Genomic DNA, 16262 nt, shown 5'->3' on the forward strand with positions numbered 1-16262 from the left:
TTTATCGTCCTGAAATATGAACTCGAGCCGGTGGCGGACTGCTCGCGCCTGATACTCTGAAAACAGGGGCCGGTGCTGGGGCCGGTGCGGTTTTCTTTTTTACCTTTTTCACTTTTGGCCTGATAGGTTTGCGCACGGTACTAGCCTGCCTGATTTTTTTTGGATCAAATTTTTTGTTTTTCTGAAAGAAAGAAGTTCCCTCTCGATGAATCACTTTATCTGCCGGACGTTTTGATAACCGCAATCGAATTTTTCGACCTTTCTTGTCATCCAGAATAACCCAGGTTTTTTCGATTTCTATTAGTTCAAAATCACCCACAATTTGCCCTAAAGAATACCCTTTTTTCTTCACATCTTTTTTCGTGACTTTTCCACCCTGACGGGTGGAATATTTTCCCTCTAAAATAGCAATTTTTGTGCCTCCAAGCATTAAGACACCTTTCAGGACCAGATTTGGGGGAGGCAATGCCGGTTTAGGTGTCGCCTGACGCACCGCTTGTGGCGGTGTCGGCGGGATGTATTGGCTGCGCTCCTTACGAAACACGTTGGCCTGTACTATCCTGGACACGGCTCCCGCTTTATAAGGCGGTTTGCTAACCTCTAATTTTTTCAGGTCTTTCGGCGATCCCACCAGTGAGGAACCATCCACCCTGTATGGAAAAGAGGGCTGGATCCAGGTTTTGACCGACAATGTAACTAGGAGAGCAATAGTGAGGACAAAAACCAGATTGACCGCCGGGAAAAATTTATTCACAGGCACAAATTTCCCTCATGAGTTCTCTCCCTAACTTAATGAAATTATTGACGTTTGTCAAGTTAATACAAAATTTTGACGCAATGATCTCATGCTTGATCTCTTTGCAGTCAATTTAAGCCCGAATCAGGCTGGAAACAACATGAAATGACAGGCGCTTTATTCTTGGCAGGCCTGTTATTATTTTCGGAGAAATCGGGAAAGACCTTTAAACATTTATGCTTGTGCCAAAAAGAATTATGGTTTTTCATATTTTTTCAGCAAACTAAACACGCTTTTTGATAACTTCAGATATACTGGATACTTTCAGAAATAACTAATTTTGAAAGGGAATGATTTTGAGTGCTCAGTCTTTGTTGAATGAACTTTTAGAATGTCTTCCCATACGCGCGTATGGACGTGGAGCCGTGTTGACTCTGTTACGTGAAATGGGATTCCAGGTGAAAAATAAAACACCGCTTGAGGTGATCGATGTCTATCGTGATGACAACTCAGGGGAACTGGTTTGCAAATTGAGTCCGGATGGAAAAGGCGAATTCACCGCCGCGCTGACAAATTTGAAGTTAGATATCACCCACCCGCTTTACCGTAAAGTCAAAAACTATCAAGTCGAAGTATCCGAAGCTTTAGGGAAGCTTGATGTCGAAGACACCCGCCAGTCGAGTATTGACCAGGAAGATCGTGGCGATTTCCGTGTAGGGAGTCTTTATAAAAAATAAGTACCCTGACTTCTTGGTTGTCATTGCGAGCATAGCGAAGCAATCCAGGATAATGTGTTATGAAGTCTGGATCGCCGCGCTTCTTGCAGAAGCTCGCGATGACGTGTGAGGTGTTAAGCTATAACTTTTCTGAATTTATAAACTTTTTCAGGAAGGGGAACATGGCGCCACGTTTTTCGATCATCTCTTCACGTGATTTTTTAACGACAGACTCATCAATAAGACGGATATCACGCTCGGCGGCATATTTCTCGATTCCTTTCACCACCATGCCACGCGCGAAGGAAGGAATGCGTTCGAGCCGGGCTTTGGCTTCGGGGGTCCATCTTGTCTGGAACTCTACTTCGAGTCCCAATGTATCTTCGACTTTTAAGGTGATGGCCTTGCCGCCATATTTTCCCGGTTCGTAATCGCAGGAAGGGTCGGGGTCCATATAATTCCCGGTTTCGGCAAAGGCACGGGCCCGGCAACCGGAACACAAGGCGGAAAACTCACAGTCCCCGCATTTGCCATCCAGCCCTTTGCGATCCCTCAACTCAATCATCAATGGCGCGTTTTCCCACAGGTCCTTAAAAGTTCTCGACTTTAAATTTCCCACCGACTCTTCGATGAAGGGGCAGGGTGTCAGGTTGCCTTCTGGTGAAATACGGCTGTAGTGCGTGGCCGCCGGACAACCTCCTGAGTAGGTGCGTGTGTAAACCGAATCAGGATCATTCTCATAAACAACGCGCTTGTATTGCGGCGCGCATTTGGAGTTGATCATCAACTTTCCTTTGTATTTCATCTGTTGCTCATAAAGTAGTTTCAAGGCTTCTTCATAAGCGGCGTTGGATATGTCGGTATTGCCTTGCCCACGTCCGGTGCAGACCAGGAAATATAAATTGAACGCAATGGCGCCAATCTTTTCTGTGAACTCAACCACTTCAGGAATTTCTTTATAGTTCATATCCGAGACAGACATCTGCACGAGAAAATCAACACCTACTTCGTTCAGAATGTCGAAAGCTTCCATGGAAAGTTCCCAGGCTTTTTCCACTCCGCGAAACTTGTTGTGCTTGTCCGGATTCATAGAGTCGATGCTGATTCCCACTCCATGAGCTCCCGCGGCTTTAATTTTTTCGGCATTGACCCGGTTGATCATGGTTCCGTTGGTGCCCAGCACGACCATGAATTTTTTGTCGGCGGCATAACGAATGATTTCATAAATGTCAGGCCGTAGAAGGGGCTCGCCACCAGTGAGAATGAGAAACGCGTTTGGGTTCACTTCCGCAATCTGGTCGATGACGCGAAAACATTCTTCGGTGTTAAGTTCGTCAGTCTTGAGTCCGCCTCGAAACTCTGCATCAAGGTAGCAGTGATCGCAATTGAGGTTGCAACGCTTGGTGAGGTTCCAAGATATTGAGTAGGCGCGGAAATCCATTTTCTCCGGGCTGAATTCCAATGTTGGGTTTGTTTCCATGTTAAATTAATGGCCAGAGGGCCTGTCCCTGATAGTAAGTGTTCTATTGTTGCATGCTTCTACCTATCATAGAAGGTTTCTTCCAATGAAACAAATATTTTACGGAAAAAGGATGGTGCGGTCGAATCGCTCCATGTCAAAATATATAATTGGCGGGTTTCTGGTCCTCCTGGCCTTATTTTGTGTTTCTGCCTGCTCATCGGTACCTGAAAAAACAGAAGTAAGGGAACAACAGGTTTTCAGAATCACTCATGCTGATTCAGCAGGTCGGAACCACTCGGAAATTTGGACCCGGCAAAAGCTGGAATCTCAGGGAGTACGTGAAATCTCCAGTGAATATTTTGACCGGGCCATGCATTCAAAGGATTCACGGTTTTCAACCATTTCCTTTTCCCGCTTGTTAAAGAAGTTTGCCTTGAGACGTGGAGAGGACTCAGTGCTCTTGAATTGCTTTGATGACTATCAAGGAATTTTATCTATTGAAGATATTTACCGATACGATTTGCAGTTGGCCACAAGAATACAGTACTCAGGTGCAAAACCTTCCTGGTTGAATCCTTTACTCATCCTGGTGCCTGATGGAAAACGACCTCCTTTTCAGGAGCGATTCATGACGGCGAATGTTCGCGAGTTGAAATTTGTTCGGCTCAATGATTATTACGCGCCCCTGGATAAAGCAGCAGGGTTTTCCATAATTGCGCGGGAAGGGCTAATGGTTTTCAAAGACAATTGCCTGTTCTGCCACTCATTGAAAGGCAGGGGCGGTAACAAAGGTGCACGGTTATTGGAAGCTTACAAGTTTGCAAATGAGTCCGACCAAAAAAGGTTTATCATCGATTTTAAAAATTTCCATCACAAAGATAATGCAGATAAACAGGATTTAGAACAGTTTGTCACACAACAAAGACTTGATCGGGTTATCGACTTCTTAAAGAAAATTAAGGAGTAGGATCAGGTTGTTGGAGCCGGGATTCCAGATTTTCATCAGAATGACGGAGCGACCAGAAGCTTTAAGAGGTAACGGCCTGTTCTGCCATTCATTGAAAGAAAGAGGATGCTATATAAGGCGTGCGGTTATTGACTAACTTTTTGGAGGTTGAATGCCCTGACTTTGCAAAAAGCCCTTGAAGGTCGGGTCGTTCAAGATGTTCGGGGAAATTGGCATATTGGCTGGCAATCCTTCAAGGTTGGGGCCGAACATTCTCTTCACGTTTTCAGGAAGTGCGATTCCTTTAGACTTGAAAAAGGTCAATACCCCGGGCTCAAATAGAATATGCGGCGGGAGATTTTCAATCCGCATTTTAAAATTGGCTACCGCTTCTGGAGCGGCTGTTGGTGCAGGAGCCGGAGCTGAACGGAGGCGCGATTGACGTTGAACACTCGCTCTTTTTTGCCGAGGTGCCCGTGCTGTTTGTGCTTCCTCCTCGACATGCCTTCCACCTGATAAAAGCCAGATCCTGCTGGTTGCCAGATCATCTGTCCAGACTTCTACCCGACTGAATCCTTTTAAAAGTTTGCGTACAGCCGTTTCCCAGTCATCAGCCTGAATGCGGGCACTGAATGGAACCGTCTCAAGAGAAGGATCAACAGAAAATAAAATACCGGTTTCATCCTGAATATTTTTTAACACGTCCAACAAGGTCAGGTCTTCAAACTGGAGGCTGATTCCTTCTGGCTCTGTTTTGGATTTGTAAACGGGATTGGGCGGAATAGTCGGAGCGGGTGTGGGAACAAGTTCAGGAACAGGCTATTGTTTCTGTTCTTTCAAGTCCAGAAATCGCGCATCGGCAGACACCTGCCATAGCACAAATCCGGCACTGATAACTATCCCTGTCTGTATAAAACGTTTCATCCCGATCCTCCACTATCGAGAAGTTTATCTCAATAAAATTATAGACAAAAATTGATAAAAAAGATAGCAATAGCAGATGTTAGAAATGAATCATTGCTAAAACAATAGACGGAAAATGCGTTACCAGATCTTTTTATTCCAGTTTGTTATTCGTATTGGACCCGAAAACCTTTCCCTTTACCTAATGGATAATTTGCTATATCGAAAGTCGTGAATATGATTTGAAATTTGGGGATAATGCGTTTTTGCTTCCCGAGCGGACAGGTGACGTGCTATGGTGAATACTTTTGAATAGATTGTTTAATTTCATAATCAGGAACTTTTAATGTCTTTACCCGTTACAGCTGTATTTGCCCTGGGCACAGGGATTGAACTTTATGGTTTGAAATATGTGAGTGATGCGATCAGTATTCTCAACACGGTATCGTTAATCATGTTCACTTTTCTGGTGGGAATCGTTGTCAGCCGCAGTTATGGTGCTGAGGTCTTTGAAAAAATGCAGAGGCAGTTGAAGTCAAGAGAAATTCCCGGTAACGAGGCTCTGAACGGTGCGGTAATGGGGATTGCCAGCATGCTTCTTATTACACCGGGTGTGGTGACAGACGTAATTGGCCTTTTGATCATGACTCCGCTCACTCGCGGTATGTTCATAAAGCTTGCCGCGGATATCACAAGGGATAGAATTCAATCGGGTCAACCCTACTTCTTTTTTAAGGATTAAGCACTGGGCGTGCGGCCAACCAGCATATTTTTTTAATTTCTTACAAAAAGTTGTCTCGGCTTTAGAAGCTCACTCTTAAACCCTTGCATTTTTCAGGTTCTCCTTAAAATGAGTTCGTTTCTATTTCCTCCACGAAACCTCCGGGATGAGCTGCTGGATCTTGATGAAGCCCCCTATGAGGAGGTCCGTGACAGTTTAAAGGATGTTGCTACGGTCAACCGCTATTTGAGCGGTTATCGGGTTCTTCTCCACCATGTAGAACCATTCCTGAAATCCCACAAACCTGATCGTCCGTTCAGGGTGTTGGACGCGGCTACAGGTTCTGCCGATCAACCTGTGGCACTGGTGAAGCTGGCGCGCCGTCTGGGTATTTCCATACATATAACCGCTATTGATATCAATGCCAAAATGCTGAGATTCGCGAAAGAAGAAGTGGCCTTGTATCCTGAAATTAAACTGGTGCAATGCGACATTCTTTCGCTACCATTTCAGGATGAGAGTTTTGACCTGACGGTTAATTCTTTATCTCTCCATCATTTTAGCTGGGAGAAGGCGGTGAAGATTTTACGGTCGATTTATAAAGCCGCGAGACTGGGCATGGTCGTGAACGATTTACACAGGAGCCGTATAGCACATGCGGCAATATATTTGTTGACGAGGATTTTTACCCGCAACAGGTTGACTCGATATGATGCGCCAGTTTCGGTGATGAATGCGTTTACCCCAAAAGAATTTCAAGAATTGTCTCAACAGGCAGGAGTAGAACCTTATGAGATCCACCGTCATTTTCCTTACCGCATTGCTTTGATTGGGCGAAAAAGATGAATTCCTTTGATGTTGTTGTCATAGGCGGTGGTCCTGCGGGGTGCGCCATGGCGTTAGACCTCAACCGCCGTGGTTATAGTGTTGCTCTTTGTGATCAGGCAAAATTTCCACGTGACAAGGTATGTGGTGAGTTTATAAGTCCGGGTGCCGACCCCATTCTTTCTGAACTGGGTGTTCTTGATGCCATTGAGGCATTGATGCCGAAACGCCTGAAAGGTGTGGCGATCTCTTCTTATGAAAGTGAAGAATTGGGAATCGAATATCCTGCTGTTGCGGAAACTGGTTTGAGGCCGACCAGTTTGTCAGTGCCTAGATATCGATTGGATGATTTGTTTTTAAGGCAGGTTCAGAAATCGGGTGTGAAAGTATTTGAGCAACATAAGGTGACAGGGTTTTTGTTCGCTGAAGGTTGTGTTGCGGGAGTTGAAGGATGGGATGAAACTAAAACATCGTTTTCAATAAACTGTAAATTGGTGGTAGATGCGGGAGGGCGTAATGCAGTTTCTCTTCGCAAATTCGGTTTGAAACGCGAACCTAGTGGTAGTACTAAACTTGCTTTTTCTGCGCACTGGCAGGGAGTGTGTTTGCCTGATGATTATTGCTATATGCATGTCAGTCACCCTGGCTATACGGGTATATCTGCTGTGGGAAACGGCTGTTCCAATGTGGTGCTTGTGGTGGATAGCTCAGCGATTGGAGACGAAAACCCTGAACCTTTTTATCATCGCATATTAAAGAAAAATGCACGGCGTTTTGAAATGCTTTCAAAGGGTGAAAGGATTGAGCCTGTGCGCTCTGTTGAGTCTTTGGCGTTTGCAGTCAAGCCAGTACCTTGTGGGGGGCTGGTTCTGATTGGAGATGCGACAGGTTTTATTGATCCATTTACGGGCGAAGGTATTTATTTGTCATTGAGAAGTGCTCAGCTTGCGGGAGAGGCGATTCATAATGGATTTAAACGTTCGGATTTTTCCAGAAACCTTCTTTCGTTTTATGACAGACGACGGCAAATGGAGTTCGGGGATAAGTTTCTATTGAGCCGTATTCTTCAGATGTTGATATATAATCGTTTTTTTTGCGACCGGGTTTTTGGAGTGCTTGCTTTAGACCATGCGCTTGCTGAAACTCTGGTAGGGGTTATTGGAGACATTCTTCCTGCCAGAAAAGTGGTTGGTTTGAGGTTTTTATCTCAGCTGCTGGCTGGCACCTTGAAAAGAAAACCAAAGTTAATAGAGTTAGTTACCTCTAGGGATAGCTTGGGCGGCATCTAGTCCTTCTTTAGTATTTTCGATGAGGATTTCCAACTCATCGGAACCCAACTCCAGCTTATCGAGAACACCGTATTCGAGGAGTGCCGTGTCTTCAGGGACAATACCATTGGCAAATCCATTCTGATTAGCAAGCAGGTTGGCAGTAGTGAGAAGGTTGGCAACATTTTTTACATTTGCATTGCTGTCAGGTTTGTCGTGATGTATGCGAATGCCTTCAACCAGACCGGGTGAAACCGGCCACCATTTTTCGATAAACCGTGCTCCAAGTTCGGCATGAGTGATTCCGAAAGTCCCCTCTTCATTTTCTGCAAGGGTTAATTTGGAAGATTCTATTTGTTCGAGAAACTGGTTATATTTTTCCGGAATCAGATGGTCAAAGACAACAATTCCAACATCGTGCATCAAGCCGCAGAGGTAAGCGAATTCGATTTCTTCATGGGATACCTTAACCATATGTGCCAGTGAACGGGTGAGGTAGGCGACTCCCAACGAATGAGTCCAGAAGTCGAACTGATTGAAACTTTTCGATTTGTTGAATAACCCCGGCAGTTTTACGGTGTATGCCATGTCCAGAACCATTTTCACACCCAGCCTCATGACCGCGTCATTCATGTCTTCTACATCTTCACGTCCTCCTCCAAACAGGACGCTGTTTGCAAGTGTGATCAGTCGACCAGACAATACGGGTTCTGATTCGATAATGCCAGAGACCTCCAGGATATCGCATTCAGGGTCATTGATCTTCCTTCCCAGATTCTTCAGGATTTCGGGAAGAGGGGGAAGGTCACCCTTTCCTTCAATCAGATCGATCAGCTTTTCTCTCATGAGGTTATCGCAAATATTTAGAGTGACAAATGATTAGCCTTTTGATTCCTCATAGAGACTTAAAATCTTTTCCATACGATCCTTGAGGTTTAATTTTTGCTTCTGGTGTTTTTTCTTTTCAACCTCTTGTTCTGGGGTGATGATCTTCGCTTTATTAAGAGCATCAACTTTAATTTTTAGAAGGGTGTGTTCTTCATAAAGCTCGCGAAATTCTGGATTTTCCTGTTTGAGTTTTTCAAGCAAAGCTGGATTAATGTCCATGCTTGACAACCTCCTGTTAAAAAAAGTTTCGGTTTAATTCTGCTTCTGATTTTCTGACGTAATGAATGGTCAATGCATCTAGGTCAAAGCAGGGCTTATTGTTGGATTGGTTGAACGCAATTTGAGCCGCACTTGCGGCGATAGACTGGTTTTTGACCTGAGTTTTATTTAGAAACTTGTCGCCCAATTGACAAGAAAGGATCTCTTTATAAGTTTCCAGTCCTCCGCCTAAAAAAATAGTTGGTTCTTTAATTGTGGAGCATAATTCCTCTGCAGAGACAGCCCGGTCTGGGGTTTCTCTGGATAAGTATCCTTCTGTATATTTGAAGCCTGCTGTATATACTTCTTTCTTTCTGGCATCCAGAATCGGGCAGATCGGATGGGAAGCAGGTTCGACCATATTCGCATATGCTTCCAAAGTATTAATTCCCCAAAAAGGCTTTTCTGTAGCTAAAACCATACCTTTTATCAAGCTGACTCCAACTCGAAGACCTGTGAATGAACCGGGACCGGTTGTGACGCAGAAGGCGTCCACTTTTTCCAACCCGCCCTCTAACTTTTCCAAAACTTCATCCACCATAATAAGAAACTGATCTGAGTACATAGAAGAACTCAATGACTCAGAAATAATGCGTTCACCATCAAGAAGAGCTACACTTCCTTTAGGTGTTGAGGCATCAATACCCAATATAATCATTGCTTCACATTTGGGAAATTATGTTGGAATTGTAAGGAAAGGAGCATTGGACAACTCCAGAAAGTTTAGTGTAAAGATAGGGGATAGGTTAGGGAAAGTCAATGGTAAAGGGGGTTTTTAAAGCGTCAACATCGATTAGATTTATTCTGGTATTTTCCCTTAAGATTCATAGGGTTGCGGATCTGACGAGACTGGGGATCGAACTATAGAGTGTTATCAAGTATTTGAAAAATTTACATTAATTAGCGCTTTACAGATCATGGGTGATAATACATGAGACTCGGATGGGTAGAGATGGATTGGTTTGAAAAAATCTGTTATGGCAGATGGTTGATAAGAGTTTTTCATTGCAATAACAGTAGCTTGAAAGTAAGGTTTGACAAGCCTGCATGGTGTAAAACTTATTTTTTGGCTATGGAAGGATATTGATCAGCCTCTTAGATTTAACAATTCTTGACTTTTAAATAATTCCAACCGGATAGCAGTTATTAATTCTGAATTTTTTAAAAACCCGTCTGAACAAACATTCAATGCGCCCAGGGCTTGGCTGCCATTAATACGGCATTTCTCCTGTCACCTTACCCGGCTTTTGATACGAACATCAATCACGCCTAATCAGGTTACCACATTGTCTTTATTGTTTGGCCTGGCCTCTGGGGCGGCATTATTGGCAGGGACCTATAGCTCTACCCTTGCAGGCGCATTTTTTTTGTTTATCTGTTATGTGCTCGATAATTGTGACGGAGAAGTTGCCCGCTTAAAAAATATGTGCAGCCATTTTGGTATGAGATACGACACGTTTGTTGATTGGGCTGTCCACACTGTTTTCTTTATTTGTCTGGGTTGGGGGGCGACAATTGCGATGGGGCAGGAATGGTGGCTGTGGACGGGTATTGTGGCGGGTCTGGGGGGCACCATTAATTATGGTTTAGAACTTTATCAGAACAAAACCCAGCCCCATGCCAGCCAGCTGCCCGAAGAAGAAACAATGAGAAAAGATGATGATACGGATATGGATAGGTTTGTATTGAATGCACGTGTAGTACGCAGTGACTTTTGTTTCATCGTATTGCTTTTAAGTGTGGGAGGAGTGCTTTGGTTTCTTCTTCCCCCTGCTGCTGTTGGTGCCCAGGCCTATTGGTGCCTGCAATTCACCCGTAGTGCCCGGCGCTGGCACGTTTAACAGCCATGAAACCATTAAAGATTTTATATTTGTTGGTAGGTATAGGTCTGCTTGGATTTGTGTTAAGCCATACAGATCTTCCATTGGTTTGGTCTCAGTTAAATAAAATTGGGTGGGGCATTCTTGTTGTGTTGGCCGTTTATAAAGCTGCATTTATTGTGGATACATTTGCATGGCAGATTACTTTACCCAGTACACAGTGCACTAAAAAATGGTTGTATGATCTCTGGAAAGTACGCATGGTAGGCGCGGCTTTCGGAAAAATGTTGCCTTTCAGTGCTTTTGGGGGAGCGCCAATAAAAGGTTTTGTTCTTAAACATTATTATGGAATTCAGTACAGGGAAGGCGCTGCATCACTGATTCTTGCGGAATCCACTCATTTGATCTCCATGGTTTTATTTATGGCCACGGGTGTTTTCCTTATTCTGCTTGATTCTAACCTGCCGGGAAGTTTCCATTATTTCGCAGTCTTTGGTTTAAGTGCGATCGCTATAGGTATTTTTTTGTTCTTCCTTGTCCAACGTTTCAAGATCACTTCGTTAACGGGAACTTGGCTTAGCCAGAAAAAGTTTGGGCAATGGTTGGATAAGTTCATCCATCATATTCACGATATGGATGAGAGGCTGGTTCAGTTTTATACCCGTGATAGAAGTCGTTTTCTTTTGGCAGCATTTTTTAATCTCATCAATTGGTATTTAGGTGCCTTGGAAATATTTGTCATTTTTTATTTTTTGGGTAACCCTATTACAATTGTTGAGGCAATAATCCTGGAAACACTTGTTGAATTGGTCAGGGCGGGGACATTTTTTATACCTGCTACATTGGGCAGTCAGGAAGCGGCTTTTATGGTTGCAACGGAAGCAATAGCGGGGCAGACAGCGTTAGGTGTTGCCGCTGCATTGATGAGGCGTGTCCGGGAATTTGTCTGGCTGGGATGGGGATTCATTTTAGGTCTTGAATATTCACAAAAACCCTTTGATCTTGCAGAAGCTGCTCAGAAAGACTTGGATTGAAGATTTTGTATTTTTGATTATGATGGGGAATTATTAATTTGCTTGAACTAAGGTAATTGATTACATGAAATGTTTATTAATTATAGCTGGAAAGGGTAGCCGGTTAAAATCTCTTTCGGACAGTAAACCACTGACTTCTATATTGGATGTTCCTCTTGTTGAACGGGTCATTCGTGCAGCTTTAGAATCCGGGGTGGATGGGTTTTATGCAGTGGTGGGGTATCGTGGTGAGCAGGTCCGATCATTTCTTGAAGGATTGGCTGGTAAAATTAATGTTCCTATAACTGTGATAGATAATCCTGAATGGGAGAAGGCCAATGGGCTGTCTGTACTCAAAGCGAAAGAGTTTTTGAGTGAACCTTTTTTACTGTTAATGGGAGATCATCTTTTTGACCCTGATATTACCCGAAAAATGATTGATCATTCCCTGGCTGGAGATGAGGTTGTCCTTGCTGTTGATCATAATTTAAAAAACCCTATGGTTGATTTGGATGATGTGACTCGAGTTATGGAGGATAAAGGGTTGATTCAGAATATTGGGAAGGGAATAGATGGGTATAACTGTTTTGATACTGGAATATTCCTTTGTACGCCAGCTTTATTTTCTGCGCTTGAGGAATCTGTGCGAGTCTCCGGTGATGACTCATTATCAGGGGGTATCCGCGTTTTGGCGAAGGATGAAAAGGTTCGTGTTATGTCGATTGATGGTCTGTTCTGGATAGATATTGATGATCCCGAGCGGTACAGGAAGGCAGAAAACTATTTGAACAATAATTCCTGAAAATATTTCAGGAGCGCTCGGGACATTTAACCGAATATAGCTCCATGGAGCGAATATAAATCAGATAGGTGGCGAAAATTGTCGCGCCAAACGCGGCGATGGATATAAATATATGTACCAAATCGAAAACTGTTGTGAGCATAAGAAAATGGATGAAATCCCGGTTGGCAAGTTTGTCAGCTAATGAGGGCTGTGATTTTGAAGATGGTTTAAAATCGCTTGAACTTTTGTTGACAATAGATGATCCCAGAAGAAAAAATGAGGTAAGGCTGGCAAATGCGGCCAATATCCCTAAGTATATATACAATTGTTCGCCTGTTGCTTTGCTCATTCCCCACCCAATAGCCCCAAACACTAAGAAGTGAACAATGTTGTCGCAAAGAATGTCCAGCTTGCCACCTAATTCGGACTCCATGAATTTAAGCCTGGCTATTTCTCCATCTACTCCATCCACCCAGGTCGAAAAGACCAGCAATATACCTCCGTACACATTCGCCTGGTAAGTTCCTTGAAAAAAGCAAAAGGCTGCTAATAATCCCATCACAAAACTCAATAGCGTAATTTGGTTGGGGCTGATAGGCGTGTTTAAAAAAAATCGGCTGAGTTTTCTGGACACCGGGCGAGACAAAAGTCTGGTTATTGTGCTGTCATGGTTTTGACCAGAACCTTTAAGCAGTTGTTCGTGTAAAATGTTAAAATCATTATGCTCCAAAATATGGTCTTTTACAGGGCCGGGTATGGATAAAAATGTTTGTTGGTCTTCTGTGAAATGCTCGTGTTCTGCTTTGGCATTTGTTTGAATTTTGTCGACCAATGACTCTAGTTGCTCATGGTTGAGGTCCAAGCTTTCAGGGCTTTTTGAGTTTTTCGTCCCCGTTTTATCTAATACAGAATTTACTTCTTTTTTATCATGAAGTGCTGACCCATTAAAAAGAAGAACCCTGCTTTTCAGGTTTTTTAATGTTTCTTTTAATTTTTCGGGATTAGAAACCCAATGAACATTAGAGGTAATGCGAAAATCTTGCCCAACAAGAATCTCTAAAGATTTTAGGTCTTGCGTGTCCATATATACGATGATGTCATGCAGTCCGCATCGCTGAAGAGTCAGAATGTTTCTTAAAAGAAAGGGGACTCCTGCTATGGTAGATCCATACCACTCTGTAGCTTTCCAGGGGTCTGGTGGGGACGGTAAGCGAAGAACTGCGCACTCCTTATGATATGGGGTCTTGGTTAATGAAGAGTTTGTGTGTTCGTTCATGAGACAGTTGGCGGTTAAAACTTTTTTGAATTAATTATATGCGGTTAATTATATATGGTGATTATCTGATTTAGAAGAGTTTGCTTTAGGCCTTGTATTAAAAGGATATTCAGTTTTTTCTAATAATCCAATATTGGAAAATAAAACTATCCAATAAGAGTGTAGGATGTTATTCTCACGCAGAATTAGCAAATTTTCCACGATTGTACCTTACTTCTTGCTAGAACGGCTTTCCAATTGAACCTGTTTGCAACTACTAGAGTGCGGTCTTAACAAATTTGGAGATAGACTTTAATGAATGAGGCTGGTGATTCATATAGCGGCATGGCGAAAGAAATCGCGCCTTCAAAAGGCAAGCTGGGTGTTTTGTTGCCAGGAATGGGAGCGGTTAGTTCGACTCTTATAGCGGGAGTCTTCCTGGTAAATTCGGGGCATGCTAAACCCATTGGATCGGTAACACAAATGTCGCGAATACGTTTGGGTAAAAGGGATAACCCACGGTATCCCTTGATTAAGGATTTTGTCCCTCTTGCAGACCTGGAAGATATTGAATTTGGGGGATGGGATATTTATGACGATAACTGCTATCAGGCGGCCCTGGCTTGTGGGGTGATTGAAAAGCAGGAACTTGATCTGGTAAAGGAACAGCTTGAGGCTATCAAACCTTGGGCTGCTGTGTTTGACCCCACTTTTGTGAAAAACCTGACCGGAACAAATATAAAGAGTGCTCCTAATAAAATGGAGCTGGCCAAACTTTTGATGCAGGATATTGAAACCTTTAAAAAGGAAAAAAGTTTGGAGCGACTGGTGATGTGCTGGTGTGGTTCGACAGAAGCTTATCAGGACTGTATGGATCATGAAGCGTTTCAAACTTTGGAATCGTTTGAGTCGGCATTGGAAAATGATCTTGATTTGATTCCGCCTTCAATGATTTATGCTTATGCGGCTCTGAAAATGGGAGTTCCCTTTGCCAACGGTTCTCCAAACCTCACTGTAGATGTTCCGGCACTGATCGAATTATCGATCAAAAACAAAACGCCTATAGGAGGCAAAGATTTTAAAACAGGCCAAACTTTGATGAAGACAATAGTAGCTCCAGGTCTCAAATCCAGGATGCTGGGGCTTGATGGATGGTTTTCCAGTAACATACTAGGTAACCGCGACGGGGAAGTGCTCGATGACCCTGATTCATTCAGGTCTAAAGAGGTGAGTAAAGGATCGGTTCTGGAAAGTATCTTGCAGGATGATCTTTATCCGGACCTTTATGGTGATTACTACCATAAAATTCGTATTGAATACTATCCGCCAAGAGGGGATGCCAAGGAAGGATGGGATAATATAGATATCCAGGGTTGGTTGGGGCAAAAAATGCAATTGAAAATTAATTTTCTCTGTCGCGATTCAATTTTAGCTGCCCCTGTAGTTCTCGATCTGGTCTTGTTTCTGGATCTGGCCCAAAGGGCTGGAATGAGAGGCGTCCAGGAATGGCTTTCGTTTTATTTTAAATCTCCTCAGTGCAGGCCGGACCTCAAACCGGTAAACTCGCTATTCGACCAGGATGAGAAACTAAGAAATACTTTGCGAATCATCATGGGTGAGAAGGTGATTGACCACTCAGGTTTAGATTATTACGAAAACAAGGGTTGAGCTGGTTTAATTGGCTTGTCAATATTGGCTCTTCTTGCTTTCAGCTTGGCAAATTATCTCAAAGCCAGGGAACTAACAATCCTTCAATAGCTTAGTGGCTTTTATCAAAAAAACTGCTATTTGGTAGTAATCGTGCTTTCTCTGTCCTTGTTTTTTCGGAGTATTCTTAATTTTTCCTTCAAAAAACTCTTATCAAATTTAATTTTTATCAAAGATATTTTGTGTTTATTTCCACTAAGTCTAAAGAGTAAATCTGAAGGGCATTAGGGGGAATTTTATTTAGCCATTGAAAAAATTAGCTTTATTTTCTTGACATCGTTTGCGGTTAGCCTTATGGTGAATGTTAGTTGCAGGGTAAATCTTATTTTTTGGTTTATCATTTAGGAGAAAAGCTGCCAAAAAATAAGGCATCAATGACTTTTTTTTGGAGGCAGGGCGCGTTATGTTCTACGAAGTCAGGATTTTCGACGCCAAAGGAGAACTGAAAAAAGTTTTATCCCCTAAAAAGTTAAGCAACCGATTTTGGAAAAACGGTGACCAGAATTTAATCGACTTTGGTGATAAGGACAATTCATCCTCAGATTGGGACAGCAAAAAGATTGTCAAGGATGAATATCAACTTGAAGATCGTTGATTAAAAATGTTTTAGAAGATTAATAAAAAGATTTATGGCATGGAGCTTATGCTCTATGCCATTTTTTATGCCTTAAAAGAGAGCTTTCCTGTATTATTTTTTTATTTCCCGTATTTTCTCTGATCTAGGGTTATGAGGGGTTGAATCTCGATATAAGAGTTGATTTATGTATATTACGTCTGCAGACCAGTTGAATGAATTTTGCAAAAATATTGGGTCTGCTGAAGTCGTGGCAGTAGACACTGAATTTGTGCGGGAAAGAACCTATTTCCACCGTGTCGGGCTGATTCAAGTGGGCGCGGGAAAACATTTCGCGGCCATTGATCCAATAATGCTTTCTGATTTATCGCCATTATTGGATTTGC

The 16262-nt window shown here is 43.0% G+C and carries 17 protein-coding genes and 1 pseudogene (1 of these 18 only partly in view); 11 read left to right on the top strand and 7 right to left on the bottom strand.

Annotation, left to right across the window (positions count from 1 at the left end):
- Position 1: 1 nt before the first annotated feature.
- Positions 2-754: a hypothetical protein gene (locus F3741_05940; protein ID MZG30341.1), complete on the bottom strand. Its 753-nt coding sequence runs from the start codon at positions 752-754 to the stop codon at positions 2-4.
- 338 nt (positions 755-1092) lie between these two features.
- Here F3741_05940 and F3741_05945 point away from each other — a divergent pair, with 338 nt between their 5' ends.
- On the top strand, positions 1093-1473 hold the full coding sequence (locus F3741_05945) for a hypothetical protein (protein ID MZG30342.1): 381 nt from the start codon (positions 1093-1095) through the stop codon (positions 1471-1473).
- Positions 1474-1591: 118 nt separating this feature from the next.
- Here the strand turns inward: F3741_05945 and F3741_05950 are convergent, their stop codons facing one another.
- Positions 1592-2932, bottom strand: a complete 1341-nt coding sequence (locus F3741_05950) for a radical SAM protein (GenBank protein ID MZG30343.1) — start codon at positions 2930-2932, stop codon at positions 1592-1594.
- A gap of 85 nt (positions 2933-3017) precedes the next feature.
- Between F3741_05950 and F3741_05955 the strand changes: the two genes are divergently transcribed.
- Positions 3018-3881 carry a hypothetical protein gene (locus F3741_05955; GenBank protein ID MZG30344.1) on the top strand — a complete coding sequence of 288 codons (864 nt, stop codon included), beginning with the start codon at positions 3018-3020 and terminating at the stop codon, positions 3879-3881.
- 132 nt (positions 3882-4013) lie between these two features.
- Here the strand turns inward: F3741_05955 and F3741_05960 are convergent, their stop codons facing one another.
- Positions 4014-4571 (bottom strand): hypothetical protein, encoded by a 558-nt coding sequence (locus F3741_05960; protein MZG30345.1) that lies wholly within the window; start codon positions 4569-4571, stop codon positions 4014-4016.
- A 538-nt stretch (positions 4572-5109) separates the two neighbouring features.
- On the opposite strand from F3741_05960, the gene F3741_05965 reads away from it, so the two are divergent.
- The 3 genes from F3741_05965 to F3741_05975 all read left to right on the top strand — a co-directional run bounded on the left by F3741_05965 (position 5110) and on the right by F3741_05975 (position 7598).
- Entirely contained in the window at positions 5110-5505 is a 396-nt protein-coding gene (locus tag F3741_05965) for an FxsA family protein (GenBank protein ID MZG30346.1), read from the top strand.
- 108 nt (positions 5506-5613) lie between these two features.
- Entirely contained in the window at positions 5614-6330 is a 717-nt protein-coding gene (locus F3741_05970; protein ID MZG30347.1) for a methyltransferase domain-containing protein, read from the top strand.
- Entirely contained in the window at positions 6327-7598 is a 1272-nt protein-coding gene (locus tag F3741_05975; GenBank protein ID MZG30348.1) for an NAD(P)/FAD-dependent oxidoreductase, read from the top strand. The genes F3741_05970 and F3741_05975 overlap by 4 nt, the downstream gene beginning before the upstream one ends.
- On the opposite strand, the gene F3741_05980 is transcribed toward F3741_05975, so the two are convergent.
- From F3741_05980 to tsaB, 3 genes are read right to left on the bottom strand one after another with little or no spacing between them, the layout of a single operon-like run.
- Positions 7563-8423: an HDOD domain-containing protein gene (locus F3741_05980; GenBank protein ID MZG30349.1), complete on the bottom strand. Its 861-nt coding sequence runs from the start codon at positions 8421-8423 to the stop codon at positions 7563-7565. The genes F3741_05975 and F3741_05980 overlap by 36 nt on opposite strands.
- A 33-nt stretch (positions 8424-8456) precedes the next feature.
- Positions 8457-8684: a DUF465 domain-containing protein gene (locus tag F3741_05985; GenBank protein MZG30350.1), complete on the bottom strand. Its 228-nt coding sequence runs from the start codon at positions 8682-8684 to the stop codon at positions 8457-8459.
- Positions 8685-8700: 16 nt separating this feature from the next.
- Complete coding sequence (tsaB, locus tag F3741_05990) at positions 8701-9381, bottom strand: tRNA (adenosine(37)-N6)-threonylcarbamoyltransferase complex dimerization subunit type 1 TsaB (protein ID MZG30351.1); 681 nt, start codon at positions 9379-9381, stop codon at positions 8701-8703.
- Positions 9382-9859: 478 nt separating this feature from the next.
- Between tsaB and F3741_05995 the strand changes: the two genes are divergently transcribed.
- From F3741_05995 to F3741_06005, 3 genes are all read left to right on the top strand, one after another.
- Complete coding sequence (locus F3741_05995) at positions 9860-10564, top strand: CDP-alcohol phosphatidyltransferase family protein (protein MZG30352.1); 705 nt, start codon at positions 9860-9862, stop codon at positions 10562-10564.
- Positions 10565-10569: 5 nt separating this feature from the next.
- Positions 10570-11577 (top strand): flippase-like domain-containing protein, encoded by a 1008-nt coding sequence (locus tag F3741_06000; GenBank protein MZG30353.1) that lies wholly within the window; start codon positions 10570-10572, stop codon positions 11575-11577.
- A gap of 64 nt (positions 11578-11641) precedes the next feature.
- Positions 11642-12358, top strand: a complete 717-nt coding sequence (locus tag F3741_06005) for an NTP transferase domain-containing protein (protein MZG30354.1) — start codon at positions 11642-11644, stop codon at positions 12356-12358.
- 7 nt (positions 12359-12365) lie between these two features.
- Here F3741_06005 and F3741_06010 read toward each other — a convergent pair whose 3' ends face one another.
- On the bottom strand, positions 12366-13616 hold the full coding sequence (locus F3741_06010) for a CDP-alcohol phosphatidyltransferase family protein (protein MZG30355.1): 1251 nt from the start codon (positions 13614-13616) through the stop codon (positions 12366-12368).
- Positions 13617-13940: 324 nt separating this feature from the next.
- Here F3741_06010 and F3741_06015 point away from each other — a divergent pair, with 324 nt between their 5' ends.
- The 3 genes and pseudogenes from F3741_06015 to F3741_06025 all read left to right on the top strand — a co-directional run.
- Positions 13941-15263, top strand: a complete 1323-nt coding sequence (locus F3741_06015) for an inositol-3-phosphate synthase (protein MZG30356.1) — start codon at positions 13941-13943, stop codon at positions 15261-15263.
- A 442-nt stretch (positions 15264-15705) separates the two neighbouring features.
- Positions 15706-15897 carry a hypothetical protein gene (locus tag F3741_06020; GenBank protein MZG30357.1) on the top strand — a complete coding sequence of 64 codons (192 nt, stop codon included), beginning with the start codon at positions 15706-15708 and terminating at the stop codon, positions 15895-15897.
- A gap of 166 nt (positions 15898-16063) precedes the next feature.
- Positions 16064-16262: pseudogene (locus F3741_06025) on the top strand (ribonuclease D) (it continues 1052 nt past the right edge of the window).

The sequence above is a fragment of the Nitrospinota bacterium genome (assembly GCA_009873635.1).
In the GTDB taxonomy this organism is placed as follows: Bacteria; Nitrospinota; Nitrospinia; order Nitrospinales; family VA-1; genus LS-NOB.